We start from the raw sequence: 24,745 nt of genomic DNA on the forward strand, positions 1-24,745 counted from the left end.
GCAAATGATGGAGAAGATTACTAAATGACCATGCTGCTGTCGTATTGCATCCTTGCGTTTTTCGCTGTGCCGTTCATGCGCTTTGCCATGTTTCGCAGGTTAATCGGGTTCAAAGACATGCGAAAAGGGGTCAAGATCTTCTTGTCCGAAGAGGCTGGAGATGCACGCACAATCTATAAGGCGGGAACCAAGAAGGGCCCGAAGCAGATCGGCGGCCTGTCGCTGTTCGAGGCGACGTGGGGTGTCAAGTACCTGCCACCCTTGCTGATCGCCTGGATCGTTGTCCTGATCTTCCAGTTGGGGGAAATGCGAAGTGGTTCGGACTGGATTGCGCTGATCGTCTTTCTTGCGGGCAGCGCCTACCTGTGCGCCCTCAATTACCGGATGCGCATCGTTCTGGACGGCAACGAAATGCACAAACTGGATTGGCTTTTCCGGCACCAGACCTATGATCTTGCCGAGCTTGTCCGGGCAGAGCAGGATAGCTCCGAGTCCTACAGACTCGAATTCGAGGATGGGCGCTCGGCCTATGTCCTGCGATGGATAACCGGTCACGAGATGTTCAAGGACTGCATTCTGAAGGCGCTTGAAATCAACAAGAGGTAGCATGCCCGAACTCCCCGAGGTTGAAACCGTCCGCCGCGGCCTTGCCCCCGCGATGGAGGGGCAGGTGATCACGCGTGCGCAGGTGAATCGTCCTGATCTGCGCTGGCCTTTTCCGACAGATATGGCCAAGCGGCTGACTGGCGCGCGCGTTTTGGGGCTTCGGCGGCGGTCCAAGTATATTCTTGCCGATCTCGACCGGGGCGAAAGCTTGCTGATCCATCTGGGAATGTCCGGACGCATGTTGGTGTCCGGCGACCCCTTGGGCCAATTCGTGCATGATCATCCCGCGGCGGAAAAACATGACCATGTGGTGCTGGATATGGAGAACGGCGCACGCATCACCTTTAATGACCCGCGCCGCTTTGGAGCGATGGACCTTTTGGCAACCACCACGGCCGAAGCGCATCCGCTTTTGGCTTCGATCGGGCCCGAGCCTTTAGGGAATGTGTTCAGCGAATCTCATCTGGTTGCGGCGCTGAAAGGGCGCGGGATGCCGATCAAATCGGCACTTTTGGACCAGAAGATTGTCGCCGGATTGGGCAATATCTACGTTTGCGAAACGCTTTACCGTGGCCGAATTCACCCAGCACGCCGCGTCACTCGGATATCCGAGCGGCGCATTGCCGCGCTTGTTCCCATCATCCGCGAGGTGCTGTCAGAGGCAATCGAAGCGGGCGGATCAAGCCTGCGAGATTTCCGGCAAGCTGATGGGGAACTTGGATATTTTCAGCACAGCTTTGACGTCTATGGCCGCGAGGGGGAGCCCTGCAAGACCCCCGGTTGCAGCGACCACATTCGCCGAATCGTGCAGTCCGGGCGATCATCTTTCTACTGCCCCACCTGTCAAAGATAGCTTGAACCGATGCGCGATGATGGTAAGCGTTAGCGCCTGACGGAAATGGACCGGAGCCGAGCAATATGGCCTATGAGACGATCATCGTCGAAGTCGAAGACCACGTTTGCACAATCAAACTGAACCGCCCCGACGCGCTGAACGCCCTGAACTCGCACCTTTTGGGTGAATTGGCCGAAGCGCTGGTTGACGCGGACAAGAACGACAAGGTGCGCTGCATCATTGTGACCGGTTCGGCAAAGGCCTTTGCTGCCGGTGCAGACATCAAGGAGATGTCTGAGAAAAGTTACGTCGACATGTTCCTGTCGGATTTCTTTGGCCGTGAAGGCGAAACGATCTGCCGGACCCGAAAGCCCATCATCGCGGCGGTTGCAGGCTATGCGCTTGGCGGCGGATGTGAACTGGCGATGATGTGCGACTTTATAATCGCGGCCGATTCGGCCAAGTTTGGCCAGCCCGAGATCAACCTCGGTGTGATCCCTGGCATTGGCGGCACCCAGCGCCTGACGCGCTATGTCGGAAAATCCAAGGCGATGGAAATGAACCTGACTGGCCGTTTCATGGATGCCGAAGAGGCCGAGCGCGCCGGGCTGGTGAGCCGTGTCGTCCCAGCCAAACAACTGATGGAAGACGCAAGGGCCACCGCAGAAAAGATCGCGGAAAAGTCGATGCTGACGACCATCGCGGTCAAAGAGGCTGTGAACCGCGCCTATGAGACCACGCTTTCCGAGGGTCTGCTTTATGAGCGCCGCCTGTTCCACTCGCTCTTTTCGACCGAGGACCAAAAAGAAGGCATGGCTGCCTTCACGGAAAAGCGGAGCGCGCAATTCCGGGACCGGTAAGACCGACCGGTAAGTCAATAGGCCACCATGGCAAAACGACCCGGGCTTGATCGCCCGGGTTTTTAATATCGCGGCGGTGCGTCAGCCCTGATTTGGGCCGCGCAATTTGCGGATCGCGGATTGTACACGCCGCCAGACCTCAGCCTCTTCCAGATTTCCGGCTTTCTTGCATGCGCGGTGCCGTTGGGCGGCCTCTGCTTCGGCCTTGCCGCCGCGCACTCGGTAAAGGGCGTGGGCGTATTCGGAGACCCGTATTGCATCAAGCATCTTGATCCTCCCATTTCTCCGTTCTGGTCGGAAACATCCGTCCCGACCGGGGACCCCTTATACTAAAATATGCAGATTCGATCCAGTTCCTGCTGGCTTTGGTCGCTAAGGGCTTTGCAAAGCTGGTGAAAGCCGGTATAGACGCCAGTCATACATGCGTGTGATGCCCGCTAGGCAAGAATCGGTCCGAGGTACGTTCGGGTCTCGTAGGCATTGCGCACTCGAAATTCAGACACGAAAAACCAGGACAGATCATCATGGCAAATTCGCCCCAAGCAAAAAAACGCGCTCGTCAGAACGAGAAGCGTTTTGCAGTCAACAAAGCCCGTCGTTCGCGAATCCGCACCTTCCTGCGCAATGTCGAAGAGGCCATTGCCTCGGGTGACAAAGATGCCGCTACGGCAGCTCTTCGCGCGGCTCAGCCGGAATTGATGCGCGGCGTGACCAAGGGAGTTTTCCACAAGAACACCGCATCCCGCAAAATGTCGCGGTTGTCGGCACGTGTGAAGGCTCTGGGCTGATATACCCACACCATCTTGTGTTACTTTTTGAGCGGCGCCACTATATGTGGCGCCGTTTGTCTATTTGGCAACTATTTGACAGCCAAAGAGATTCTTTTCCACAAATGCCGAGTCAAGATACGAAGATCAGTTGCCCGAAGGACGGCAAGCTTGCTAATTTCACCAAGCGAGTCACATCGCAGGGGGGACAGGTTGCAGGGTTCGAGTCGAAGATTAATCGGTTTCGTATCTGAATGCTGATCATCGCCACGTTGGTAGGTGACAGTTTCGGGAAAGTCCCGGCCATGTCCAAAGACAAAACTTGGGTCGTATTGGCCTTTGCTCTAGCTGCCGCCAGAGCTGCCAGAATGTAAGATCTGGGCCCTAGGCTGATCTCATGCCCGTATGGCATGGGCTGGTCGTGTTTTGTCCGACGTGAAGTGACCGCCGCCGGGTTTGGGTCCGGTGCGGGCGATGGCAGTGAAGACACGGAACGGGGACAGATGACTGACGAACAATGGGGCGCTTTGCAGAGTAATATTTGTAAAACGGTAGGTGACAACAATTACAAGACGTGGATCAAACCACTCAAGTTTTGTGGCCTTGATGGGGGTGTCGCGCAATTTCATGCTCCGACGAATTTTTTCGGGAATTACGTGTCTCAGAATTTTGGAGATTTCCTGATCTCGCAGATTGCAGGGGTGAACCCGAGCGTCAGGCGCCTTGCTTTCAAAGTCGCCGATGCAGCAAATTCCGCAGCGGAACCGCATGCGAGCAAGCCCGAGGTCGCGCCTCAGCCGGCCCGCGAAGAATTGCCCGGTGCGCCTTTGGACAGCCGGTTTACCTTTGACAGCTTTGTCGTGGGAAAGCCAAACGAGCTGGCCCATGCCGCCGCGAAACGCGTGGCCGAAGGCGGACCTGTGACCTTCAATCCGCTGTTTCTTTATGGCGGTGTTGGGCTTGGTAAAACGCACTTGATGCATGCGATCGCTTGGGAATTGCGCGCCCGCAATCCCAATCTTGTCGTACTGTACCTGTCCGCGGAACAGTTCATGTACCGCTTTGTGCAGGCCCTGCGTGAACGCCGGATGATGGACTTCAAGGAAATGTTCCGCAGTGTTGATGTGCTGATGGTCGATGACGTCCAGTTCATCGCTGGCAAGGATTCGACTCAGGAAGAGTTCTTTCACACGTTCAACGCCTTGGTGGATCAGAACAAACAGATCATCATTTCAGCAGACCGCGCCCCGGATGAAATCAAGGATCTTGAGAACCGCATTCGTTCGCGTTTGCAGTCTGGACTAGTCGTTGATCTGCACCCAACAGATTACGAATTGCGCTTGGGCATTCTGCAAACCAAGGCCGAAATGTACCGCGCCCATTATCCAGGCCTGCAGATCGACGACGGCGTTTTGGAGTTTCTTGCTCAGCGGATCAGCACCAACGTTCGTGTGCTCGAAGGGGCGTTGACCCGGTTGTTCGCCTTTGCTTCGCTGGTGGGCAAGCCGATCAACATGGATCTGGTGCATGATAGCCTTGCGGACGTCTTGCGCGCCTCCGAGCGCAAGATCTCGATCGACGAGATCCAGCGCAAGGTGGCGGATCACTACAACATTCGGCTGTCGGACATCGTTGGCCCGAAACGTGTACGCACCTTTGCGCGACCGCGTCAGGTTGCGATGTATCTGTGCAAGCAGTTGACCTCGCGATCCTTGCCCGAAATCGGGCGCCGCTTTGGCGGGCGCGACCACACGACCGTGATGCATGGCGTGCGCCGCATCGAGGAGCTGCGCCAGCAGGACGGGCAGATCGAGGAAGATATCGAGATGCTGCGCCGCGCGCTTGAGGCGTAAAATCGGGCGACTCTGAGTCCTTGGCACAACAGGTTTACAGCGGGGCGGTCTTTGGATCGCCCCTTTGCCTTGACGTCCTTTGACAACCGTTGAACAAATCGCGAAAACGGGCTTGGAGTACGCGCATCCCCGGGCTAGGGTGCGCCTCCGGCTTTGCAGAGGGTAGGGCAATGAAAATCAGCATTGAACGGGCGACGCTGCTGCGCGCCGTGGCGCAGGCACAATCGGTTGTGGAGCGGCGCAATACCATTCCGATCTTGGCAAACGTGCTGATTGAGGCGGAAGGTGACACCGCGACCTTCCGGGCAACCGATTTGGACATCGAGGTGCTGGACAAGGCACCTGCACAAGTCGAACGCGCAGGCGGGACGACGGTGTCTGCTGTCACCTTGCACGAAATCGTACGCAAGCTGCCGGACGGGGCGCTGGTCTCGCTGAACGAGGAACCTGGTACAGGTCGGCTGACGGTTGCTGCCGGGCGATCGAACTTTTCCCTGGCGACCCTGCCCAAAGATGATTTTCCGGTCATGGCGACCTCGGAATATGCGTCGAACTTTACGGCAAAGGCCGCAGTCCTGCGCCGCCTGTTCGACAAGTCAAAGTTCGCGATTTCCACTGAAGAGACACGCTATTATCTGAACGGCGTCTACATGCATGTGGCCGAGTCCGATGGCAGCAAAGTTCTGCGCTGCGTGGCGACTGATGGCCACCGTCTGGCCCGCATCGACGCGCCGCTGCCCGACGGCGCCGGTGACATGCCCGGCGTGATTGTCCCGCGCAAGACAGTTGGCGAGATGCGCAAGCTGCTGGATGACGACGATATGGACATCGCGGTGTCGGTTTCCGAGACCAAGGTGCGATTTGCGACGCCTGAAATCACGCTGACCTCCAAGGTGATCGACGGGACCTTCCCGGATTACACGCGCGTCATCCCGCAGGGGAATACCCGCCGGTTGGAAGTGGACGCGAGCGAGTTTGCCAAAGCCGTGGACCGGGTGGCGACAGTGTCTTCCGAACGCTCGCGCGCAGTCAAGTTGCAGCTGGATGAGGATCGGTTGATCCTTTCCGTGAACGCCCCCGACAGCGGCGCCGCCGAGGAAGAATTGGCCGTGGCTTACGGTGATGAGCACCTCGAGATCGGCTTCAACGCCAAGTACCTGCTTGAGATTGCGTCTCAGGTGGATCGCGAGAACGCTGTTTTCATGTTCAACTCGTCCGGGGATCCGACCCTGATGCGTGAGGGCAATGACACCAGCGCAGTCTATGTCGTCATGCCGATGCGTGTGTAACGCCGAGACGATTTTCCGCGAATAAACAGGCCTCCGCCTCGGGGTGTCTCGGTCTAGATGAAGAAAGGAAGAGGTGCGTAGATGTATCTGTCGCACCTGTCCTTGTCGCATTTCCGGTCGCATCGTTTGGCGCGGCTGGATGTGGATGCGCGCCCGGTCGCGATTTATGGGCCAAACGGGGCCGGTAAGACAAATCTGATCGAAGCAGTGTCGTTGTTTTCGCCGGGGCGGGGGCTGCGGCGGGCCTCGGCGCAGGACATGGCGCGCCGACCCGAAGCTTTGGGCTGGAAAATCACCGGAACATTTCACGGGCCGGATGGGGTGCACGAGATTGCCTTTACATCCGAGAATGGCGCGGCGCGGCAGGTTCAGATTGATGACAAGTCGGCATCTCAGGTCGCCTTGGGTCGCTTGGCGCGCGTCGTTTGGTTGATCCCTGCGATGGACCGCCTTTGGATTGAGGGCGCCGACGGGCGGCGCCGTTTCATTGATCGCATGACCCTGTCCTTTTTTCCCGAACATGCTCAGTCCGTTCTGGACTACGAAAAGGCTATGCGAGAGCGCAATCGCCTGCTGAAAGAGCAGGTGCGCGACGCGCATTGGTATGTCGCGCTCGAAGCTCAGATGGCCAAGGCCGGTGCGGCGTTGCATGCGAACCGCGTCGCGACGGTCGAGCGACTGGCTCTGTCGCAGCAGGAGGCCGAGACACGGTTTCCCGTCGCGAATCTGCAGTTGATGCAGTCTGAGGGTGAGATGCCCCAGGACGAAGGCGATCTGCGAACAGCTTTGGCCGACAGCAGGGGCCGGGATATGGCGGCGGGCCGAACCTTGGTCGGGCCGCATAGGACCGACCTGTATGGTGTTTTTGCAGCCAAAGATGTACCCGCGTCCGAGTGTTCAACGGGCGAGCAAAAAGCGCTGCTGATTTCGCTGATCCTGGCCAACGCACGCGCGCTTTCGCACGATCTTGGAGCGCCGCCCATAGTACTGCTGGACGAGGTCGCAGCGCATTTGGATTCTGGTCGCCGCGCCGCTTTGTATGATGAGATCTGCGCCCTTGGGGCGCAGGCGTGGATGACCGGAACGGGGCCGGAACTGTTCGCCGATCTTGGCGATCGGGCGCAGTATCTTGAAGTCAACGAAGAGGGCGCCGAATCTCTCGTGGCGCGTCTGGCGAATTGATACCAAATCTTGTGTCCAAGACGTGACATTACCCCTTGGGATCGCTATAAATCCGCTCAACATAACAAAGGAAGACGGCATGTCCGACGCTGCAGGCGCCCCCGAAGAGTATGGCGCGGATTCCATTAAGGTTCTCAGAGGCTTGGAGGCTGTTCGCAAGCGTCCCGGCATGTATATCGGGGATACTGATGACGGCTCTGGCCTGCATCACATGGTCTATGAGGTCGTCGATAACGGTATCGACGAGGCGCTGGCCAAGCATGCCGACTATGTTCATGTGAAAATCCACGCAGACAACAGCGTTTCCGTGCGTGATAACGGGCGCGGAATTCCTGTCGATCTGCACGCCGAAGAGGGCGTTTCCGCCGCCGAGGTCATCATGACCCAGTTGCATGCGGGCGGTAAGTTCGACAGCAACTCTTACAAGGTATCCGGCGGTCTGCACGGCGTCGGCGTGTCCGTTGTGAACGCGCTGTCTGTCTGGTTGGAGCTGCGCGTCTGGCGCAAGGGCAAAGAGCATTTTGCCCGGTTTGAACATGGCGAGACAGCCGAGCATCTGCGTGTCGTTGGCGATGCCAATGGTGAAACCGGTACCGAGGTGCGTTTTCTGGCCTCGACGGACACCTTCAGCAACCTCGACTACAGCTTTGAGACGTTGGAAAAGCGCTTGCGCGAACTGGCCTTCCTTAACTCCGGCGTTCGGATCATCCTTGAGGATGAGCGCCCCGCCGAGCCGCTCAAGACAGAGCTGTTCTACGAAGGCGGCGTTAAGGAATTCGTCAAATATCTCGACCGGCACAAGCAGGCTGTGATGGACGAGCCAGTTTATATGATGGGCGAAAAGGATGACATTGGCGTGGAAATCGCCATGTGGTGGAACGACAGCTATCACGAGAACGTCCTGCCCTTTACCAACAATATTCCGCAGCGCGATGGTGGTACGCACCTTGCTGGTTTCCGGGGGGCACTGACCCGGACCATCCAGAAATACGCGCAGGAAACCGGGATCGCGAAACGGGAAAAAGTCACCTTCACTGGCGACGATGCCCGCGAGGGGCTGACAGCGGTGCTATCGGTCAAGGTGCCAGACCCGAAGTTCAGCTCTCAGACCAAGGACAAGCTGGTCTCCTCCGAGGTGCGCCCGGCGGTCGAAAGCATGATGAATGAAAAGCTGCAGGAGTGGTTTGAAGAGAACCCGGCGCAGGCCAAGCAGATCATCAGCAAGATCATCGAGGCGGCTTTTGCGCGCGAAGCGGCCCGCAAGGCTCGCGAGCTGACGCGGCGCAAGACCGCCATGGACGTAAGCTTTAACGCCGCCAAGCTGAAGGATTGTTCGGAAAAGGATCCGGCACTGACCGAATTGTTCCTGGTGGAGGGCGATTCAGCCGGCGGATCGGCGCAGACGGGGCGCAACCGCGCCACGCAAGCGATCCTTCCGCTCAAGGGTAAGATCCTGAACGTGGAACGTGCCCGGTTTGACCGGATGCTGAACAGTCAGGAAATTGGCAACCTCGTGATGGCGCTTGGCACCGGGATTGGCCGGGATGAATTCAACATCGACAAACTTCGGTATCACAAGATCATTCTGATGACCGACGCCGACGTGGACGGTGCGCACATCCGCACTCTGCTGCTGACTTTCTTTTACCGGCAGATGCCAGCGCTGATCGAACGCGGACACCTCTATATCGCCCAGCCGCCCCTGTATAAGGTCGCGCGCGGCAAGTCCGAGGTTTATCTCAAGGATCAGGCGGCGCTGGACGACTATCTCATCCAGCAGGGGATCGAGGGTGCCGGGCTCAAGCTGGGTTCGGGCGAAGTGATTGTCGGGCAGGATCTGGTCCGGGTCATCGACGAGGCGCGTCAACTGCGCCGTGTTCTCGATGCCTTTCCAACGCACTACCCGCGTCACATTCTGGAACAGGCGGCGATTGCCGGGGCCTTTGTGCCCGGTGCCGTGGATGCGGACCTTCAGGGTGTCGCGGACAAGGTTGCGGCCCGGCTCAACCTGATCGCGCTTGAATATGAACGCGGTTGGCAAGGTCGGATCACTCAGGACATGGGCATTCGCCTGGCGCGCATCTTGCGCGGCGTTGAAGAAGTCCGGACAATGGACGGGCCAATGCTGCGCTCGGGCGAAGCGCGCAAGACCGGCAGCTTTACGCAAAGCCTTCAGACAGTATACGACACGCCCGCAATGCTGGAACGTAAGGATCGCCGCCAGTTGATCCACGGTCCGCTTGAGCTGTTGAAGGCCATTCTGGATGAAGGCGAAAAGGGTCTGACGCTTCAGCGTTACAAGGGACTGGGCGAAATGAACCCCGGCCAGCTGTGGGAAACCACACTGGACCCGGATGCCCGCACCCTGCTGCGTGTCACAATCGACGATATGGCCGAGGCGGACGATCTGTTCACCAAACTGATGGGGGATGTGGTCGAACCGCGACGCGAATTCATTCAGGACAATGCCCTGAGCGTCGCGAATCTGGACTTCTGAGCAGATGGAGGATTACGCATAAGGCTGCGTTTGCGCAAAGCGCTGCGCAGTTAGCACAAAGGTTTTCGCGGTGCGTCAGGATGATTGATGGCCCATGCCTCCGCCTAACTTTCCTGCCCTCCACTGATCACGTTTCGCTATTGGTGGGAAGGACCCGACGTTCCGCATCCTACCCGTTTGTCCCGTCCTGAAGCTTGTTAAGAATGGGTTTCACGCGGTGCGTCGGCGGCACCGGGGGCTGTAATCTGGCACTGCCCAGTTCAGCACGGCCAACCCCAAAAGGCTTTCTACGAAGCCAGTCGTTTGCCGCAAGGCATACCGAACACCACTTTCAAGGCTAGGCATGCTTGTATCGCAGCATCGCTGAACTGCAGCTGACGACCGGACTTGCCGTTCGGCCACAGTACCCAGGCCATCTCAGGGTCAAACCAGATCTAAAGAGATCCGCGCTGCTACAACGCTGTGTTATACGAAGCGCCGTTTTTGGTCTTGTACTTCGTCGGGGTCGAACTGCTCAAGCAGTTCAGCCATCACTCTGGATTAAGCCACTGAATCCAAGTCGGAATTTTTGCTACAAAGCCAGATCGAACTCTAAGATTGTGGATGCAATTGCGTGCCCCACTGTGGGCCGTACGCTCGATTTCGGCGCCCTAAAGGACGAGCATGGGTTCATCGGTCGCCACGGTTTTCCGGCCTGTCTTAACCCTGCAGCGACAGACCTTTGCGCAGGGCGGCCAGATCCAGATCCCCCGCGACAAAGACTGCGCCTGCTTCGATTGCCTGGTCTCGGACCTCTTCAGACAGAGTCAGTATGCCCGGCGGCACACCCGCAGCGCGAATACGGCGGATAGAGTCCAGCACGGCCTTGGTGACCTCGGGATGGTTCGGTTCACCCGGATAGCCAAGCGATGCGGCCAAATCGGCGGGACCAACAAAGACACCATCAATGCCGTCAACGGCGGCGATAGACTCGATGTTGTCCATCGCTTCCTTTGTTTCGACCTGCACGATCAGGCAAATCTCATCCCTTGCGCGTTTGTGATAGCCGGGGATTTTGCCGAATTGGGTCGCACGGGTCAGGCCTGCCACGCCGCGAATGCCTGCGGGCGGATAGGTCACTGCCGCAACGGCCTGAGCGGCCTCTTCCGAGTTTTGCACGTAGGGCACCAGAATGGTTTGGGCGCCAATATCCAGCAGCTTTTTGATTTCGGCGGCGTTCAGGCAGGTGGGACGGACAATCGGCGTGACCGGATAGGGCGCCACGGCCTGCAGCAACGGGAGCAGTCCCACCGGGTCCATCGGCGAATGCTCGGTGTCGAACATCATCCAGTCAAATCCGCAGTCGGCCATCATCTCGGCGGCAAGCTGATCACTCATGGTGCACCAAAGTCCGCGTTGCAGTTCCATCCGCTGAAGTGCGGCTTTGAAAGTGTTGGTTTTCAGCTCGGCCATGGCATTTGCTTTCCTAACAGCGCGACAGGTCAATCGCCGATACCACGGCGCTGACCGCCCTGTCCATGCGCCTGCGCTGCGCGCTATAGTTGACGCCTTGGCGCTGTGCGGTCACGCTCTATCCCATTTACAGTAAATGCCAAAAAATGAGGGTAGGTGTTATGCTTTTCCATCTAATGCGAGCAGTTCCACGCGATGGGCCTGCATTCTCAGAAAGGCCTGGTAGTCGATGTCGAACCGGGCCCGAGCTGCAGGGTTGGGGGAAAAAATCGCAGGCTCGTTTGCCATGGCACGGGCAATCCGCCCCAGTTCGTCGGTATCAGTGAGGCAAGCAAAAGCCAGGGTTGCGGTGCCCATAAGCACAGCGTCTTGCCCTTGATGGCGCAAAATGCGCCGTCCGGTTACATCGGAAAACAGTTGAGTCAGAAGATCGCTTTGAACCAGACCGCCGACGATGGCCAGATCACGGGCTTCCTTGGGATTACCCCCGATGTGTGAGATGATCTGCCGAACCCCCAGCGCCAGCGACAGGGCCGCGCGCCAGTAAAGTGCACAAAGTCCGTCAAAGCTGCGATCAAGGGTCAAACCGCTAATCACGCCCTTGGCCATCGGGTCCGACAACGGAGAGCGATTGCCATTGAAGTCGGGCAGAACATGAATGTGCGCGGCGAAATTCGGGCCATGTTCGGCGATCAGAACGTCCAGTCTGGCTATCACGTCTGAATGTGTCGGATGGTGCCCGTTGCGGTTACCCGGCCAACTGTCGAGGATGTAATCCAACAGGGCCCCGGCAGCGGATTGCCCGCCTTCACTCACCCAGCGTTCGGGCAAGATGGCGTCCCGGTAGGGACCCCAAAGACCAGTTCGAAAGACAGGGTCCCGGCTGACCGACATGATGCAATTCGAGGTTCCCGTAATCAGTGTCTGTTGCGACTCTGGCACCATAGTTTCTGGGAACAGCCCATGAGTGCCCAGAGCGCCCGCAAATGCGTCAATCATCCCGGTCGCCACCTTTGTGCCGGGGCCGAGGTCAAGCTCCTCAGCGGTTTGTGGCGTCAGGGTGCCCGCCATCTTGCCGACGGACTGCGGTGCATCGGGCAGATCGGCCTTGGTCCGAAGATCGCCAAGGCCGACGGCCTCCAAAAAATCCTGCTGCCAGCCACCCGAAGCCGGAAGGTAAGGCCATTTGGCTGCGGTGGTACAGGCCGACCGAACGGGATTCCCGGTGCTGCGAAGGACCAGAAAATCGCTCAGATCGCCTGCGTAGCCCAAGGCATCCCAGATTTCGGGGCGATGACGCTTGAGCCACATCAGTTTGGGCGTCTGCATTTCGGGGGACATGGCGTTGCCAAGGTGGCGGATCAGCGGATGGCCGGTATCTGTGCAAATCGCAGCCTCGGCCACGGCGCGATGATCAAACCACGCGATGGTGTTTCGACCATCCGGGCCAAGTGGAAGCGGCCTGTGTTCGTGGTCAAGAAGAACCAGAGAACAGGTGGCATCAAAAGCCAAAGCGCCGATGTCTGTCGCAGCTACCCCGCTTGTCGCAACGCTGGCTTTGACTGCAGCACAGACCGCCTGCCAAATCTGTTCAGATGAATATTCACCGAATTTTCCGTTGCCTTGAAAGACGTTAAACTCGGCGACCTCGCGTGACAGCATCCGCCCGTCCGCTGCAAAGACTCCGGCGCGAGCGCTTAGCGTTCCGACATCCACGGCGCAGACATAGCTTGTCATCTAGTCACCGAGCGTCAGGTCAACTGGTGGATAAGGGGCGGAAGGTCTCGCATGTTTGATATGATTGCCATCGGCGCGAGTTTTGCAACCTTTTCACGCAGATTGGCGGGTTTGGCATGGCCACCTCCCACGAAGGCGACGACCTTCATTCCCGCTGCCTTGGCAGCCCGGATGCCAGCGGGGCTGTCTTCGACCACAACACAATTTTCGGGTGCAACGCCAATTTTTTCCGCCGCATGCAGGAACAGATCTGGCGCGGGCTTGCCGCGTTTGACCATGGTTGCGCTGAAGATATTGGGGTCGAACAATGACAGCTGACCGGTCAGCTCCAACGACAGGCGAATGCGCTCGGGTTGGCTGGAGGAGGCGACGCATGTCAACCATGGCAGCGCGGCGACGCTGTCCGCCACTCCAGAAATCGGCTGCAAGTCTTGATGGAAACGGGCGTAAAGCCGTTGTCGCATGTCGGCCAGACGGGCTTCGGTCAGGTCCATGCCGTGGGTGCGATGCAGCCAGTCAGCGATGGTCGTCAGGGACCGCCCCAGCAGGTGGTCATACCCGTCCTGAACGGTCATCGGGCAATCGGCCTCGGCCAGAATATCCAACATGACAGCCAGCGAAATCGGCTCACTATCGACAAGCACCCCGTCGCAATCGAAAATGACCAAACCGTCTTTAATGGGACCGCCCACAGAGTAATCAGCTTTCCAGATAGCGGCGCAGAACATCCTCGGTCCCATCGGCCCAAAGAGCGTTCAGCCAATGGGCAAAACGTTCGGCAAAAGCACTGTCCTGCGCCAGATCACCGTAAACGGCTTCTTGTTCAAGCCATGCCTGCGGGCGCGTCTTGGCCGCTTGCGCGATAGAGACCAGCTCATCCCAATTCGGATCGTTCGGTGCTATTTCGGCACTACTGTCCGTGGTTCCGGCGCAATAGCGGCACCAAAGCGCGCATTCCAGCGCCAGCCCGTCGAATGCGCTGCCCGCTGCCCGCGCGTCGCGCAGCGCCGGGATCACGAATTTCGGCTGCCGGTTTGAGCCGTCAAGACAGAGGCGACGAATGGTGTCGCCGATTTTCGGGTTCGAGAACCGCTCTTCGATCTTGTCGAAATAGGTGTTGGTGTCCGTGTCGGGCACCGGCGGAATATGCGGGATGATCTCGGTTTCTTCGATCTTGCGAAGAAACGCGCGGATCACCGGGTGTTCCATCGCTTCATGAACGAAATGGATATCCATCAGCCCAGCGGGATACGCGATGATGGCATGGCCCGCGTTGAGGATGCGCAGCTTCATCAATTCGAAGGGGGTCACATCCTCGGCAAATTGAACACCGACTTTTTCAAGCGGCGGGCGGCCGAGCGGGAAGTTGTCCTCAAGAACCCATTGCGTGAAATCCTCACAGAAGACAGGCCAGCCGTCCTCGATTCCGAACTCGTCCAACAGAATGCCGCGTTCGCGGTCTGTTGTGCCGGGTGTGATACGGTCGACCATGGCATTGGGGAAGGCCACATTGGCCTCGATCCATGTCGCAAAATCCGGATCTGACAGACGCGCCAGCCCGGTGAGCGTGCGCCGAGTGACCGAGCCATTGTGCGGAATGTTGTCGCAACACATGATCGTAAAGGGCGCCATCCCCGCGTCGCGGCGCGCGCGAAGGGCACACAGAAGCATGCCAAAAGCAGTCTTCGGCGTTTCAGGGTTGGCCGCGTCGTGCTGGATGTCTGGTCGCGACGGGTCGAAATTGTCCTTCGCGTCAAGGAAATAGCCGCCCTCGGTGATGGTCATCGAAACGATGCGGATATCCGGCTGCGACATCCGCGCAATGATCGCTGCGGCATTGGCAGGCTCGATATAATCGATCATCGAACCTATGACGCGGGCCTCGCTTTTGCCTGCTTCCTGTTCGACCAGCGTTGTCAGCCAGTCTTGCGCTTGCAGGATCTCGCGCCCACGCCTTTCGCCTTCAAAGACACCCGCCCCAACCAAGGCCCAATCTTTGGCCTCGCCCATGTTCATCAGGCTATCAAGGTATGTCGCCTGATGCGCTCGGTGAAAGTTGCCGACTCCAAAGTGCAGGATACCTGCCGACAGGGCCGCCCGATCATAAGAAGGGCGCCCTACCGTTTCCGGAAGCTTGGCGAGAGTGTCATTTGAGAGCTTGAGGGTCATGGGGTCCACCAATATGCGCGTTTCAGGCGATGCGAAGGCCGTTGGCGTCGAAGCGGTGGATCTTGTCCGCTTCGGGCGTCAGCCAGACGTCGTCGCCGTGATGAGCGTTGAATTCGCCGCCGACACGGACGGTCATGGTCTCGGCCAGGCCGGTTCCATGAACGTGCAGGAAGGTGTCAGAGCCTAGGTGCTCGGAAACGCCGACGGTGCCTTTCCATTCGCCGCCTTCCAAGGAGGCCGCAATATGCTCGGGGCGGATTCCAATGGCATGGGCGTTGTGTTTGGCGGCTTCCGGGCCTTCAAAGATGTTCATCTTGGGCGACCCGATAAAGCCGGCGACAAAGCGGTTGCGCGGTGTGTGATACAGTTCAAGCGGGCTGCCCACCTGTTCGATCACACCGGCTTGCAAGACAACGATCTTGTCTGCCATGGTCATGGCTTCGACCTGATCGTGCGTCACGTAGACCATCGTGGTGGCCAGTTTCTTGTGCAGTTCCGAGATCTCCATCCGCATGCCGACACGCAGCGCCGCATCAAGGTTCGAAAGCGGTTCGTCGAACAGGAAGGCGGCGGGTTCGCGCACAATGGCACGTCCGATGGCAACACGCTGGCGCTGACCACCGGACAGTTGGCCGGGGCGGCGATCAAGGTAGTCGGTCAGGTTCAGTGCCTTGGCGGCTGCCGCGATGCGCTTGTCCTGCTCGGCTTGATCAACGCCCGCCATCTTCATCGGAAAGGCAATGTTCTTGCGCACCGACATATGCGGATACAAGGCATAGCTCTGGAACACCATGGCCAGTCCACGCTTGGCGGGGGGCAGGCCGGTGGCGTCCTTGTCGTCGATTTCGATATTGCCCGAGGTGGTGTCCTCGAGCCCGGCGATCAGGCGCAGGAGGGTGGATTTACCGCAACCCGAAGGCCCGACAAAAACCACGAACTCACCATCTTCGATCTGCAGGTCCAGTGGCGGAATGACCATCACTTCACCAAAAGATTTCGTGACCTGCTTAAGCTGAATACGTCCCATTAGTCGTTCCTCACTTCACAGCGCCGAAGGTCAGGCCCCGGACGAGTTGTTTCTGGCTGAACCAGCCAAGGATTAGGATTGGCGCGATAGCCATCGTCGAAGCCGCGCTGAGTTTTGCGTAAAACAGGCCCTCGGGGCTTGAGTAGCTGGCGATAAAGGCTGTCAGCGGCGCGGCCGTTGCAGCGGTCAGGTTGAGCGTCCAGAACGCTTCGTTCCAGGCGAGGATGAAGTTCAACAGAAGGGTCGAGGCGATGCCCGGCACGGCCATTGGCGTCAACACGTAAAGGATCTCGTCTTTCAGCGAAGCCCCGTCCATCCGCGATGCTTCAAGGATTTCGCCCGGAATTTCGCGGAAGTAGGTGTACAGCATCCAGATAATGATCGGCAGGTTGATCAGCATCAGAACAATGGTCAGGCCAAGTCGGGTGTCCAAAAGCCCAAGTTTGATGAACATCAGGTAGATCGGATACAGAACCCCAACCGCAGGAAGCATCTTGGTTGAGAGCATCCACAAAAGGATGTCCTTGGTCCGCTTCGAGGGCACAAAGGCCATCGACCAGGCCGCCGGCACCGCGATGATCAGGCCAAGGATCGTCGATCCGCCCGCGATGAATATCGAGTTCCACAGGTAGCGCATGTAGTTGGAGCGCTCTTGTACAACACCGTAGTTCTCAAGCGTCCAGTCAAAGAACAGGAAGACCGGTGGATCGCTGATGGCCTGCGCTTCTGTCTTGAAGCTGGTCAGGATGGTCCAGAGGATCGGGAAAAAGATCAGAAACCCGATGGTCCATGCGATGGCGGTATTCAGCGCTTTGCGATTGTTCGTAACAGCTCGTGCCATGTCTTGTCCCTCACGCGTCCAGATTTTTGCCGACGATGCGCATCAAGAAGATCGCAACGATATTGGCAAGTATGATGGCATAGACCCCGCCCGCAGATCCCAGGCCGACATTCTGGCTTTCGAGCACACGCTGGAAAATCAGGTACGACAGGGTCTTGGTTCCAAAGGCACCGCCCGTGGTGACGAAGATTTCGGCAAAGATCGACAGAAGAAAGATCGTCTGGATCAGCAACACGATGGTGATCGCCCGTGCCAGGTGCGGCAGGATGATATACCAGAACCGCTTGATGAATGGCGCGCCATCCATTTCGGCGGCTTCCAGCTGTTCACTGTCAAGAGATTGAACGGCGGTCAGCAGGATCAGCGTCGCAAAGGGCAGCCACTGCCAACTGACGATCATGATGATCGACTGCATCGACGCCTGGCTCAGCCATTCAACAGGGGCGGCCCCGAAGAATTTCCAAAGATGCGCCAGCAGACCATTCACCGGGTCCATGAACATGTTTTTCCAGACCAGTGCAGAGACGGTCGGCATGACAAAGAACGGCGCGATGACCAGAATTCTGACAATACCCTGACCCCACATCGGTTGGTCAAGCAGCAGAGCAAGGATGACACCCAGAACGATTGTGATGACCAAAACGCCGCCCACAATAACGAGGGTTGCCTGGATACTGGGCCAAAAGGCACTTGATCCGACAAAGCGGACGTAGTTGTCGAAGCCGGCCCATCCGAGATCCCCACCGCGCAGCGGCAGATAATTTCTGAATGAGAACCATAGGGTCATGATCAAAGGGACAAGCATCCAACCCAAGAGCAGGATAACTGCCGGGGCCATCATGAATCTGGCGGCTGATCGTGATTGCTGGGTCGCCATTTTGCATTCCTTCTCTGTTGGCGGACTCGTCCGCCTCAGATGTCAGATCGTAATGTCTTGAAGAAACTTGAAACTCGTGGGGCGGTCAACGCCGCCCCACGAGCAGGGAGGATGCTTTAGTAGCCAGCGGCTTCCATTGCATCGGTCGTGATGGCCTGCGCCTTGGCAAGGGCCTCATCCACGGTCTGCTGGCCCGCATAGACAGCCGAGAATTCCTGGCTGACGTCGGTTGCGATGCCCGCGAATTCCGGGATGGCGGCAAACTGGATGCCCACGTAGGGAACCGGCTTGACCGTCGGGTTGTTCGGATCGGCCGCCAGAATGCTGTCCAGCGTCATCTGAGCAAAGGGAACCGCCTGGTAGTTGGGGTTCTCATAAAGCGAGGTCCGCGCACCCGGAGGGACGTTGGCCCAGCCTTCGTTCGCCGCGACCAGCTCGATATAGTCTTTCGAGGTTGCCCATTCGATGAACTGCTTTGCAGCCGCTTCTTTCTGGGTCCCGGCCGGAATGCCCAGCGCCCATGCCCAAAGCCAGTTGGCGCGCTTCTCGACACCCTCGTGGTTCGGAGCCAAGGCGAAACCAACATGTTCAGCAACGGTCGATTCGTTGGGGTTGGTCACAAAAGATGCCGCCACGGTGGCGTCAATCCACATGCCGCATTTGCCTTGCTGGAACAGCGACAGGTTTTCGTTGAAACCGTTGGTCGCATAGCCTGCGGGGCCGGACTCAGCCATCATTTCGGAGAAGAAGGTCAGAGCGGCTTTCCACTCGGGCTGATCGAACTGAGCATTCCAATCTTCGTCGAACCAACGTGCGCCGAAGGAGTTTGCAGTCACGGTGATGATCCCGCCGCCTTCGCCCCAGCCGGCTTTGCCGCGCAGGCAGATGCCGTTGATGTCGGCGTCACGGTCGGTCATCGCTGCTGCCGCTTCGCGGATGAATTCCCAGGTCGGTGCCTTTGGCATTTCCAGGCCGGCTTTTTCCATCAGGTCGGTGCGGTACATGACCATCGAGCTTTCGCCGTAGAACGGTGCCGCGTAAAGCGTGCCGTCGTGCGACAGACCATTGCGCATGGCGGGCAGCAGGTCGTCAACGTCGTACTCTGCCGACAGATCGTTCAGCGGAACGAGCCAGCCATTTGCGCCCCAGATCGGGGTTTCGTACATGCCGATGGTCATCAGGTCGAACTGACCACCTTTGGTGGAGATGTCCGTGGTGACGCGCTGGCGCAGCACGTTTTCTTCCAGTGTGACCCACTCGACTTCGTGGCCGGTTTTGGCGGTGAAGTCATCGGTCAGACCCTGCATACGGATCATGTCGCCGTTGTTCACGGTCGCGATGGTGATGGTATCGGCCGACGCCGCGAATGCGGTTGCCGTCAACGCGGTTGCACTCAGGAGAGTGCGGATCGTAGTGGACATAAATTTCCTCCCAATTGTGAGCGAATGCCAAGCTCGTGGGCAATTACTCACATTTTTTAACCTTTAGTCAACCAAATTCGTCGCTGCACCGCGGCGACTGACCAGCAACCCAAACGTAAGCATCTGCAAAATAGGTAAAAATAATTGCCTAAGCCGTGGGCAATTGATCGCCACCACGTATGTCGACATCATCTATCGCAAAAACCGGACGCGAAAAGAGAATCAATTGGCCTCAAAATACACGCTATACGCGAGTCATGAAGTTTGCAATTGTCGTGCACCAACGGCGCTGATCGCAACCATCAAGGCAGCGGTCGCAAGGCAAAGCGGCAGCCCGCCGAGTTGATAGCTTGCGCCGGACAACACTGTCCCAAGCAGTCGTCCGGCGGCGTTGGCCATGTAGTAGAATCCGACGTCCATGGTGACGCGGCTATCCTCGGTGAACGCGAGGATCAGATAGGAGTGCAGGGCGGAATTGACCGCAAAGATCGCTCCAAAGACCAAAAGGCCAATGATCAGCGACACGGTCAACCAGGGCGCGGGTTCAGATGCTGTCCAGACCAACGTCGCCAGTGCCGCTGGCACAGTGACCAACACCCCCGCCCAGGTTTGTGCCTGCGCGATGATTTCGGCGGCGCTGCGGCTTTTGGCGCGCAACAGACGCGGCGCGTTTGCCTGCACGATACCGTACAGAATGACCCAGAAGGCCATAAAGGTGCCGATGGTGAAGAACGTGGCGCGGTTGCCTGACTCTGTACCGTCCGAAAGCACCGCGTAAAAGTAAATCGGGATTCCAACCACGAACCAGACGTCCCGCGCGCCAAACAGGAAGATCCGAGAGAAACTGAGCCAGTTGATATTGCGATTCTTGGAAAAGACCTCGTGGAACTTTGCGCCTTTTCTTCCCCGTGGCAGGCCCGCTGGCATTTTCAGGATCACAGCGACAAGGATCAGGGCAAGAACCGCTGCCATGAACAGCAACGCCTTGGTAAATCCTACCGTCGCCAACAGCGCTGCGCCCAGCAGAAATCCAAGGCCCTTCACGGCGTTTTTGGAACCGGTCAGCACGGCGACCCAACGGAACAGTCCGTCGCCGTCCTTGGGGGCCAGTAGTTTGACGGCTGATTTCGAAGACATCTTGGCCAAGTCCTTGGCCACACCCGATGCCCCTTGCACCAGCATCACGAAGCTGACCGAAACCGCGATGCTCCAATCAGGGTTCAACTGCGTCAGCGCCAAAAGCGCCAGTACCTGAAGGCCAAGCCCTGCATACAGCGTCGAGGTCAGCCCATAGCGCGCGGCAATCCAACCTGCGGACAGGTTTGTGACCACCCCGGCGATCTCGTACAGGACAAAGAGATAGGCCAACTGCACCGGCGAAAATCCAAGCGCATGAAAGTGCAGCAGCACCAGCATCCGCAACGCACCGTCGGTCAGCATAAAGGCCCAGTAGGCCGCCGTGACTGAGATATAGGCAGGCAGGCCCTCTTGTTTCACAAAGCGGCTCCGACCATCAGGGCGACGTCCACCAAACGGTTGGCATAGCCCCATTCGTTGTCATACCAGGCATAGATCTTCACCTGCGTGCCATTGATCACCATCGTCGAGGGCGCGTCGATGATCGATGAGCGCGGATCGTTGGTGTAATCGGTCGAGACCAGGGGGCGGGTTTCGTAACCGAGGATTCCCTTGAGCGGGCCTTCTGCGGCTGCCTTGAACAGGGCGTTCACCTCTTCGGCGGTGGTCTCGCGGGCTACTTCGAACACACAATCGGTCAGCGAAGCGTTTAGCAGCGGAACGCGCACCGCATGGCCGTTCAGCTTGCCCTTCAGTTCCGGGTAGATCAGCGTGATGGCGGTGGCGCTGCCCGTGGTTGTGGGGATCAGCGAATTCAGCGCCGACCTCGCGCGGCGCAGGTCTTTGGCGGGGCGATCAACGATCGTCTGCGTATTGGTCACATCATGGATCGTGGTGATCGAGCCATGTTTGATCCCGATCGCCTCGTGGATGACCTTGACCACGGGCGCAAGACAATTGGTCGTGCAACTTGCCGCCGTAACGATCTGGTGCGCAACGGGGTCGTAAACGTCGGAATTCACGCCATAGACGATATTCGCGGTTGGGCCGTCCTTTACCGGGGCCGAGACGACGACCTTCTTCACACCGGCGGCGAAATAGGGGGCAAGCTTGGCTTCGGTCTTGAAAGCGCCGGTGCAATCAATGACCACGTCCACACCTTCAAGAGGAAGCTCTTCCAACTTTTTGGTATTGTGGATCGGCAGCCGCGTCCCGTTGATGGAAATCGTGCTTTCATCAAAGGCAAACGCGGCATCCCAACGACCATGAACCGTGTCGAATTCCAGCAAATGCGCGTGCATCTCCGGATCACCTACGGCTTCGTTGATCCATGCGATTTTCGCGCCACGTTCCAAAAGCGGGCGCAGGGCAAGCTTGCCCATTCTGCCAAGGCCATTCAGTGCATATACGGTCATTGTCTTCCGCGTCTTTCAGTGTCCACTGGCATGTCTCGTGCCTGCATTATGTGACACGCGTGTGACAAGCCGGAAATCAGGCCGACGGCATCCCCTTGACCTTTCCCTGACGTTTCTGAGCCGCGATACGGAAAGGGGCATTCGGAGCGCCAAAGCCGGAATAGCCACCGACCCTTTGTATGATCTCAAAGAACAAGCCGCCTGCGAAGGCCTTGGAATAGACTTGAAAGAACTCGCCACCGTCGTCGCGATCATAAAGGATGTTCAGCCCCTGCATCCGCTCCATCAATCCCGGCGGGAAGTCAAAGCGGGCGGCAAGGTCGTCATAATAGTTTTGCGGCATGGGCAGGGGTTCAAACCCCTTGGCGATCAGCGCCTCGAGCGTCGAGAAAACGTCGTCGGTGGCCAGCGCGATGTGCTGCACCGGCGCGCCAAAGCTGTCGGAAAGGAACCGCCCGGCCAGCGTGCGATGCGTGTCTGCGCCGTTCAAGGTGATGCGTAGAGCGCCATCCGGGGCCTCGACCACCTGCGAGCGGACCAGCCCATCCGGGTCTATCACGTCGACCATCGGGCTTTTCTTCATGTCGAAGATGGTGCTGTAAAACAGGGTCCAGCTCAGCATGTCCTCATAGCTCATGGTCTGGGCCAGATGGTCGATCCGCGACAGACCAACCCCTTTGGGACTGTCGGTGGCGCCGAACTCGGCTTCCCAAACGCGTTCCAGCCCGCTGGTTGAATCGAGCAGATGCAGCACGCTGCCGGACAGCCCGCGGATCGCGGGAATGTCCAGTTCGCCGGGGCCGATGGGCTGCGAAAAGGGTTCGACCCCCAGCGCGGCAGCCCGGACAGCGGCATCCTTGGCGGACGAAACCTGAAGGCCAATGTCACAAACCGAGGTGCCACGCGCATTCCAGCTGTGATCGGCGTGGCCTTCGGTTTCCTCGTTCAACACGATGCGAATATCACCTTGCTGCCAAAGGGTGACCGCCTTGTTGCGGTGCTGCTCCGCCTTTTCAAAGCCAAGCGTCGCAAGGGTTTGCTCCAGCGCACGGGCCTCGGCGCCGCGCGTAGCAAATTCGACAAATGAAACGCCCTCGGTCCTCACTCGGGAGGGCAGGGCGGGCATGTCGATGTTCAAAGCAGGTTCCGCCCGCGCGACATCATCCATTAGCGAAATCAGCGAACGATAGCCGTCGCGCGCAATTCCGCGCGTTGACCCGCTCCGGAATTGATCGTTGAAAATCTCAAGGCTGATCGGCCCCTCATAGCCGGTGGCCATGACAGCCCGCATGAAGCCGGTCAAATCCAGATCGCCTTCGCCCGGCATGTTTCGGAAATGGCGAGACCAGTACAGAAGGTCCATTTCGATCAGGGGCGCGTCGGCCAGTTGCACGAAAAAGATCTTGTCGCCGGGGATGCGGCGGATGGTGTCGGGGTCAATCTTGCGGGCAAGGGTGTGAAAGCTGTCGACAACCAATCCGATGTTCGGATGTTCGGCGCGGCGCACGATCTCCCATGCGTCACGATGGTCGTTCACATAGCGACCCCAGGCCAGCGCCTCATAGCCGACGCGCAAACCTCGTTTGGCGGCGCGTTCGCCCAGTTCATGGAAATCCGCCGCCGCGCGATCAATGCCGCCAATGGCTTGCTTGTGGCAGGACGAACACACCAGCACAAGCTCGGGTCCCAGTGCCTGCATCAGATCGAACTTGCGCTCGGCCCGGTCAAAGGCCTTGGCGCGCAGCGGTTCTGGCAGGCCTTCGAAATCGCGGAAGGGCTGGAACAGCATGATCTCAAGTCCGTGATCGCGGACCATGCGACCAACGTCCTCGGGGCTGCCGTCGAAGGCGACGAAGTCCTGCTCGAAAATCTCGATCCCGTCATATCCGGCGGCGGCGATTGCCTCTAGTTTGCTGCGGAAGTCACCGGATATCGAGACAGTGGCGATGCCGGTTTTCATGCTGCGGGTTCCTTGTCGAAGGCGGAAAAGGTTGCCCGCATGACGTCCACGTCAGGGGTTTGCCCGGTAAAAAGCTGGAACGCCCGGACCGCTTGGTACAAAGCCATGCTGCCGCCGTTCATGACGAGGCACCCCTTGGCCTTGGCTTCGCGCAATAGCTGGGTTTCGATCGGAAAATAGACGATATCGGCCACCCACTGATCCGCGCGGATCATACTGGTCGGGATGGCCGTTCCGGGCAGTTTGGCCATACCCATCGGGGTCGCGTTGACGATGCCATTGGCCTGCGCCGCGGCGGTTTCAAGGTCTGTCGCCACGCGGCCACCCGTTTGCCCGGCCAGTTCCTGCGCGCCTTCGGGCGAAATATCGTGGATCAGCAGATTCCGCACGCCCATATCCTTGAGCGCATGGGCGACCGCTCCACCGGCCCCGCCTGCACCCAGCAACAAGACGCAATCCATGTCCGCCTTTGGCAAGCCCTGCCGCATCCCTTCGGCAAAGCCCCAGAAATCGGTGTTGTGCCCAAAACGTTTGCCATCCCGGAACACCACCGTGTTCACCGCGCCAACCTTGCGCGCCGCGTCCGAAAGGACGTCGAGATGCTGCATCACGGCCTTTTTGTAGGGAAAGGTAATGTTAAGCCCGGCAAAGCCGCTTGCCTCGGCTTTGCCCAGCATTTGGGGCAGCGTTGGGGGGCTGTCCATTTGCTCGGGGTCGATCAGGTCATAGCGATAATCCAGCCCAATCGCTCGGCCCGCCTGAACATGCATGGCCGGTGTGCGGGACAGCTGAATACCATGACCGATCAGGCCAACCTGAACATGTTTTTTGTCGGTTGATTCTGGCATCTGAAGACTCCGAAGAAGGATCGCTTTGTAGC

22 protein-coding genes and 1 pseudogene are annotated in these 24,745 nt (G+C 58.4%); 8 read left to right on the top strand and 15 right to left on the bottom strand.

Translation table 11 applies throughout. The features are described from left to right. Positions 1-24 precede the first annotated feature (24 nt). The 3 genes from ACOYQJ_RS08520 (at position 25) to ACOYQJ_RS08530 (ending at position 2,301) form a co-directional block, all read left to right on the top strand. Entirely contained in the window at positions 25-606 is a 582-nt protein-coding gene (locus ACOYQJ_RS08520; protein WP_422905591.1) for a hypothetical protein, read from the top strand. Between the two features lies 1 nt (position 607). After that, positions 608-1,459, top strand: coding sequence for a bifunctional DNA-formamidopyrimidine glycosylase/DNA-(apurinic or apyrimidinic site) lyase (mutM, locus tag ACOYQJ_RS08525; protein WP_422905592.1), 852 nt, complete (start codon positions 608-610; stop codon positions 1,457-1,459). Positions 1,460-1,524: 65 nt separating this feature from the next. Further along, positions 1,525-2,301, top strand: coding sequence for an enoyl-CoA hydratase (locus ACOYQJ_RS08530; RefSeq protein ID WP_422905593.1), 777 nt, complete (start codon positions 1,525-1,527; stop codon positions 2,299-2,301). A gap of 81 nt (positions 2,302-2,382) precedes the next feature. Here the strand turns inward: ACOYQJ_RS08530 and ACOYQJ_RS08535 are convergent, their stop codons facing one another. Then, positions 2,383-2,568: a hypothetical protein gene (locus tag ACOYQJ_RS08535; protein WP_422905594.1), complete on the bottom strand. Its 186-nt coding sequence runs from the start codon at positions 2,566-2,568 to the stop codon at positions 2,383-2,385. A gap of 257 nt (positions 2,569-2,825) precedes the next feature. Between ACOYQJ_RS08535 and rpsT the strand changes: the two genes are divergently transcribed. After that, complete coding sequence (gene rpsT / locus ACOYQJ_RS08540) at positions 2,826-3,089, top strand: 30S ribosomal protein S20 (RefSeq protein WP_422905595.1); 264 nt, start codon at positions 2,826-2,828, stop codon at positions 3,087-3,089. A gap of 374 nt (positions 3,090-3,463) precedes the next feature. Here rpsT and ACOYQJ_RS08545 read toward each other — a convergent pair whose 3' ends face one another. Further along, complete coding sequence (locus tag ACOYQJ_RS08545) at positions 3,464-3,691, bottom strand: hypothetical protein (protein WP_422905710.1); 228 nt, start codon at positions 3,689-3,691, stop codon at positions 3,464-3,466. On the opposite strand from ACOYQJ_RS08545, the gene dnaA reads away from it, so the two are divergent. The 4 genes from dnaA to gyrB all read left to right on the top strand — a co-directional run bounded on the left by dnaA (position 3,596) and on the right by gyrB (position 9,889). Further along, positions 3,596-4,921, top strand: a complete 1,326-nt coding sequence (dnaA, locus tag ACOYQJ_RS08550) for a chromosomal replication initiator protein DnaA (protein WP_422905709.1) — start codon at positions 3,596-3,598, stop codon at positions 4,919-4,921. The two genes, ACOYQJ_RS08545 and dnaA, sit on opposite strands and share 96 nt — an antisense overlap. Positions 4,922-5,091: 170 nt before the next feature. Continuing rightward, entirely contained in the window at positions 5,092-6,210 is a 1,119-nt protein-coding gene (gene dnaN, locus ACOYQJ_RS08555) for a DNA polymerase III subunit beta (protein WP_422905596.1), read from the top strand. Between the two features lie 81 nt (positions 6,211-6,291). Then, on the top strand, positions 6,292-7,392 hold the full coding sequence (gene recF, locus ACOYQJ_RS08560; RefSeq protein WP_422905597.1) for a DNA replication/repair protein RecF: 1,101 nt from the start codon (positions 6,292-6,294) through the stop codon (positions 7,390-7,392). Between the two features lie 79 nt (positions 7,393-7,471). Beyond that, entirely contained in the window at positions 7,472-9,889 is a 2,418-nt protein-coding gene (gene gyrB / locus ACOYQJ_RS08565; protein WP_422905598.1) for a DNA topoisomerase (ATP-hydrolyzing) subunit B, read from the top strand. 219 nt (positions 9,890-10,108) lie between these two features. Here the strand turns inward: gyrB and ACOYQJ_RS08570 are convergent. From ACOYQJ_RS08570 to ACOYQJ_RS08630, 13 genes and pseudogenes are all read right to left on the bottom strand, one after another. Next, positions 10,109-10,407 (bottom strand): annotated as a pseudogene (locus ACOYQJ_RS08570) (transposase); the annotation flags it as partial. Positions 10,408-10,588: 181 nt separating this feature from the next. Further along, positions 10,589-11,341 carry an HpcH/HpaI aldolase family protein gene (locus ACOYQJ_RS08575; RefSeq protein WP_422905599.1) on the bottom strand — a complete coding sequence of 251 codons (753 nt, stop codon included), beginning with the start codon at positions 11,339-11,341 and terminating at the stop codon, positions 10,589-10,591. Positions 11,342-11,500: 159 nt separating this feature from the next. Beyond that, positions 11,501-13,078 carry an FGGY family pentulose kinase gene (locus ACOYQJ_RS08580; protein ID WP_422905600.1) on the bottom strand — a complete coding sequence of 526 codons (1,578 nt, stop codon included), beginning with the start codon at positions 13,076-13,078 and terminating at the stop codon, positions 11,501-11,503. Positions 13,079-13,092: 14 nt separating this feature from the next. Then, on the bottom strand, positions 13,093-13,770 hold the full coding sequence (locus ACOYQJ_RS08585; RefSeq protein WP_422905601.1) for an HAD family hydrolase: 678 nt from the start codon (positions 13,768-13,770) through the stop codon (positions 13,093-13,095). Between the two features lie 7 nt (positions 13,771-13,777). Continuing rightward, a complete protein-coding gene (locus ACOYQJ_RS08590) occupies positions 13,778-15,247 on the bottom strand; it encodes a mannitol dehydrogenase family protein (protein ID WP_422905602.1) in 1,470 nt (489 codons plus the stop codon). Between the two features lie 22 nt (positions 15,248-15,269). Further along, positions 15,270-16,274: an ABC transporter ATP-binding protein gene (locus ACOYQJ_RS08595; RefSeq protein ID WP_422905603.1), complete on the bottom strand. Its 1,005-nt coding sequence runs from the start codon at positions 16,272-16,274 to the stop codon at positions 15,270-15,272. A gap of 10 nt (positions 16,275-16,284) precedes the next feature. Further along, positions 16,285-17,115, bottom strand: a complete 831-nt coding sequence (locus ACOYQJ_RS08600; RefSeq protein WP_422905604.1) for a carbohydrate ABC transporter permease — start codon at positions 17,113-17,115, stop codon at positions 16,285-16,287. Positions 17,116-17,125: 10 nt separating this feature from the next. Continuing rightward, positions 17,126-17,992: a carbohydrate ABC transporter permease gene (locus ACOYQJ_RS08605; RefSeq protein ID WP_422905605.1), complete on the bottom strand. Its 867-nt coding sequence runs from the start codon at positions 17,990-17,992 to the stop codon at positions 17,126-17,128. A 116-nt stretch (positions 17,993-18,108) separates the two neighbouring features. Then, positions 18,109-19,413 (bottom strand): ABC transporter substrate-binding protein, encoded by a 1,305-nt coding sequence (locus tag ACOYQJ_RS08610; protein WP_422905606.1) that lies wholly within the window; start codon positions 19,411-19,413, stop codon positions 18,109-18,111. A gap of 255 nt (positions 19,414-19,668) precedes the next feature. Then, positions 19,669-20,910, bottom strand: a complete 1,242-nt coding sequence (arsJ, locus tag ACOYQJ_RS08615; protein WP_422905607.1) for an organoarsenical effux MFS transporter ArsJ — start codon at positions 20,908-20,910, stop codon at positions 19,669-19,671. After that, entirely contained in the window at positions 20,907-21,905 is a 999-nt protein-coding gene (locus ACOYQJ_RS08620) for an ArsJ-associated glyceraldehyde-3-phosphate dehydrogenase (protein ID WP_422905608.1), read from the bottom strand. Before ACOYQJ_RS08620 ends, arsJ begins: the two co-directional genes overlap by 4 nt. A 76-nt stretch (positions 21,906-21,981) precedes the next feature. After that, positions 21,982-23,865, bottom strand: coding sequence for a bifunctional sugar phosphate isomerase/epimerase/4-hydroxyphenylpyruvate dioxygenase family protein (locus ACOYQJ_RS08625; protein WP_422905609.1), 1,884 nt, complete (start codon positions 23,863-23,865; stop codon positions 21,982-21,984). Further along, complete coding sequence (locus tag ACOYQJ_RS08630; protein ID WP_422905610.1) at positions 23,862-24,713, bottom strand: shikimate dehydrogenase; 852 nt, start codon at positions 24,711-24,713, stop codon at positions 23,862-23,864. Before ACOYQJ_RS08630 ends, ACOYQJ_RS08625 begins: the two co-directional genes overlap by 4 nt. Positions 24,714-24,745 lie beyond the last annotated feature (32 nt).

This window comes from Pacificoceanicola algae, assembly GCF_049341065.1.
Taxonomy (GTDB): domain Bacteria; phylum Pseudomonadota; class Alphaproteobacteria; order Rhodobacterales; family Rhodobacteraceae; genus Pacificoceanicola.

What these genes read in the sequence shown, in the direction of transcription:
- ACOYQJ_RS08625 (WP_422905609.1), bottom strand. Translation starts at nt 23,865, where the DNA reads ATGAAAACCGGCATCGCCACTGTCTCGATATCCGGTGACTTCCGCAGC.
- ACOYQJ_RS08520 (WP_422905591.1), top strand. Translation starts at nt 25, where the DNA reads ATGACCATGCTGCTGTCGTATTGCATCCTTGCGTTTTTCGCTGTGCCG.
- ACOYQJ_RS08530 (WP_422905593.1), top strand. Translation starts at nt 1,525, where the DNA reads ATGGCCTATGAGACGATCATCGTCGAAGTCGAAGACCACGTTTGCACA.
- ACOYQJ_RS08610 (WP_422905606.1), bottom strand. Translation starts at nt 19,413, where the DNA reads ATGTCCACTACGATCCGCACTCTCCTGAGTGCAACCGCGTTGACGGCA.
- ACOYQJ_RS08620 (WP_422905608.1), bottom strand. Translation starts at nt 21,905, where the DNA reads ATGACCGTATATGCACTGAATGGCCTTGGCAGAATGGGCAAGCTTGCC.
- gyrB (WP_422905598.1), top strand. Translation starts at nt 7,472, where the DNA reads ATGTCCGACGCTGCAGGCGCCCCCGAAGAGTATGGCGCGGATTCCATT.
- ACOYQJ_RS08580 (WP_422905600.1), bottom strand. Translation starts at nt 13,078, where the DNA reads ATGACAAGCTATGTCTGCGCCGTGGATGTCGGAACGCTAAGCGCTCGC.
- ACOYQJ_RS08630 (WP_422905610.1), bottom strand. Translation starts at nt 24,713, where the DNA reads ATGCCAGAATCAACCGACAAAAAACATGTTCAGGTTGGCCTGATCGGT.
- dnaN (WP_422905596.1), top strand. Translation starts at nt 5,092, where the DNA reads ATGAAAATCAGCATTGAACGGGCGACGCTGCTGCGCGCCGTGGCGCAG.
- ACOYQJ_RS08600 (WP_422905604.1), bottom strand. Translation starts at nt 17,115, where the DNA reads ATGGCACGAGCTGTTACGAACAATCGCAAAGCGCTGAATACCGCCATC.
- ACOYQJ_RS08590 (WP_422905602.1), bottom strand. Translation starts at nt 15,247, where the DNA reads ATGACCCTCAAGCTCTCAAATGACACTCTCGCCAAGCTTCCGGAAACG.
- recF (WP_422905597.1), top strand. Translation starts at nt 6,292, where the DNA reads ATGTATCTGTCGCACCTGTCCTTGTCGCATTTCCGGTCGCATCGTTTG.
- ACOYQJ_RS08535 (WP_422905594.1), bottom strand. Translation starts at nt 2,568, where the DNA reads ATGCTTGATGCAATACGGGTCTCCGAATACGCCCACGCCCTTTACCGA.
- mutM (WP_422905592.1), top strand. Translation starts at nt 608, where the DNA reads ATGCCCGAACTCCCCGAGGTTGAAACCGTCCGCCGCGGCCTTGCCCCC.
- ACOYQJ_RS08595 (WP_422905603.1), bottom strand. Translation starts at nt 16,274, where the DNA reads ATGGGACGTATTCAGCTTAAGCAGGTCACGAAATCTTTTGGTGAAGTG.
- rpsT (WP_422905595.1), top strand. Translation starts at nt 2,826, where the DNA reads ATGGCAAATTCGCCCCAAGCAAAAAAACGCGCTCGTCAGAACGAGAAG.
- ACOYQJ_RS08575 (WP_422905599.1), bottom strand. Translation starts at nt 11,341, where the DNA reads ATGGCCGAGCTGAAAACCAACACTTTCAAAGCCGCACTTCAGCGGATG.
- ACOYQJ_RS08605 (WP_422905605.1), bottom strand. Translation starts at nt 17,992, where the DNA reads ATGGCGACCCAGCAATCACGATCAGCCGCCAGATTCATGATGGCCCCG.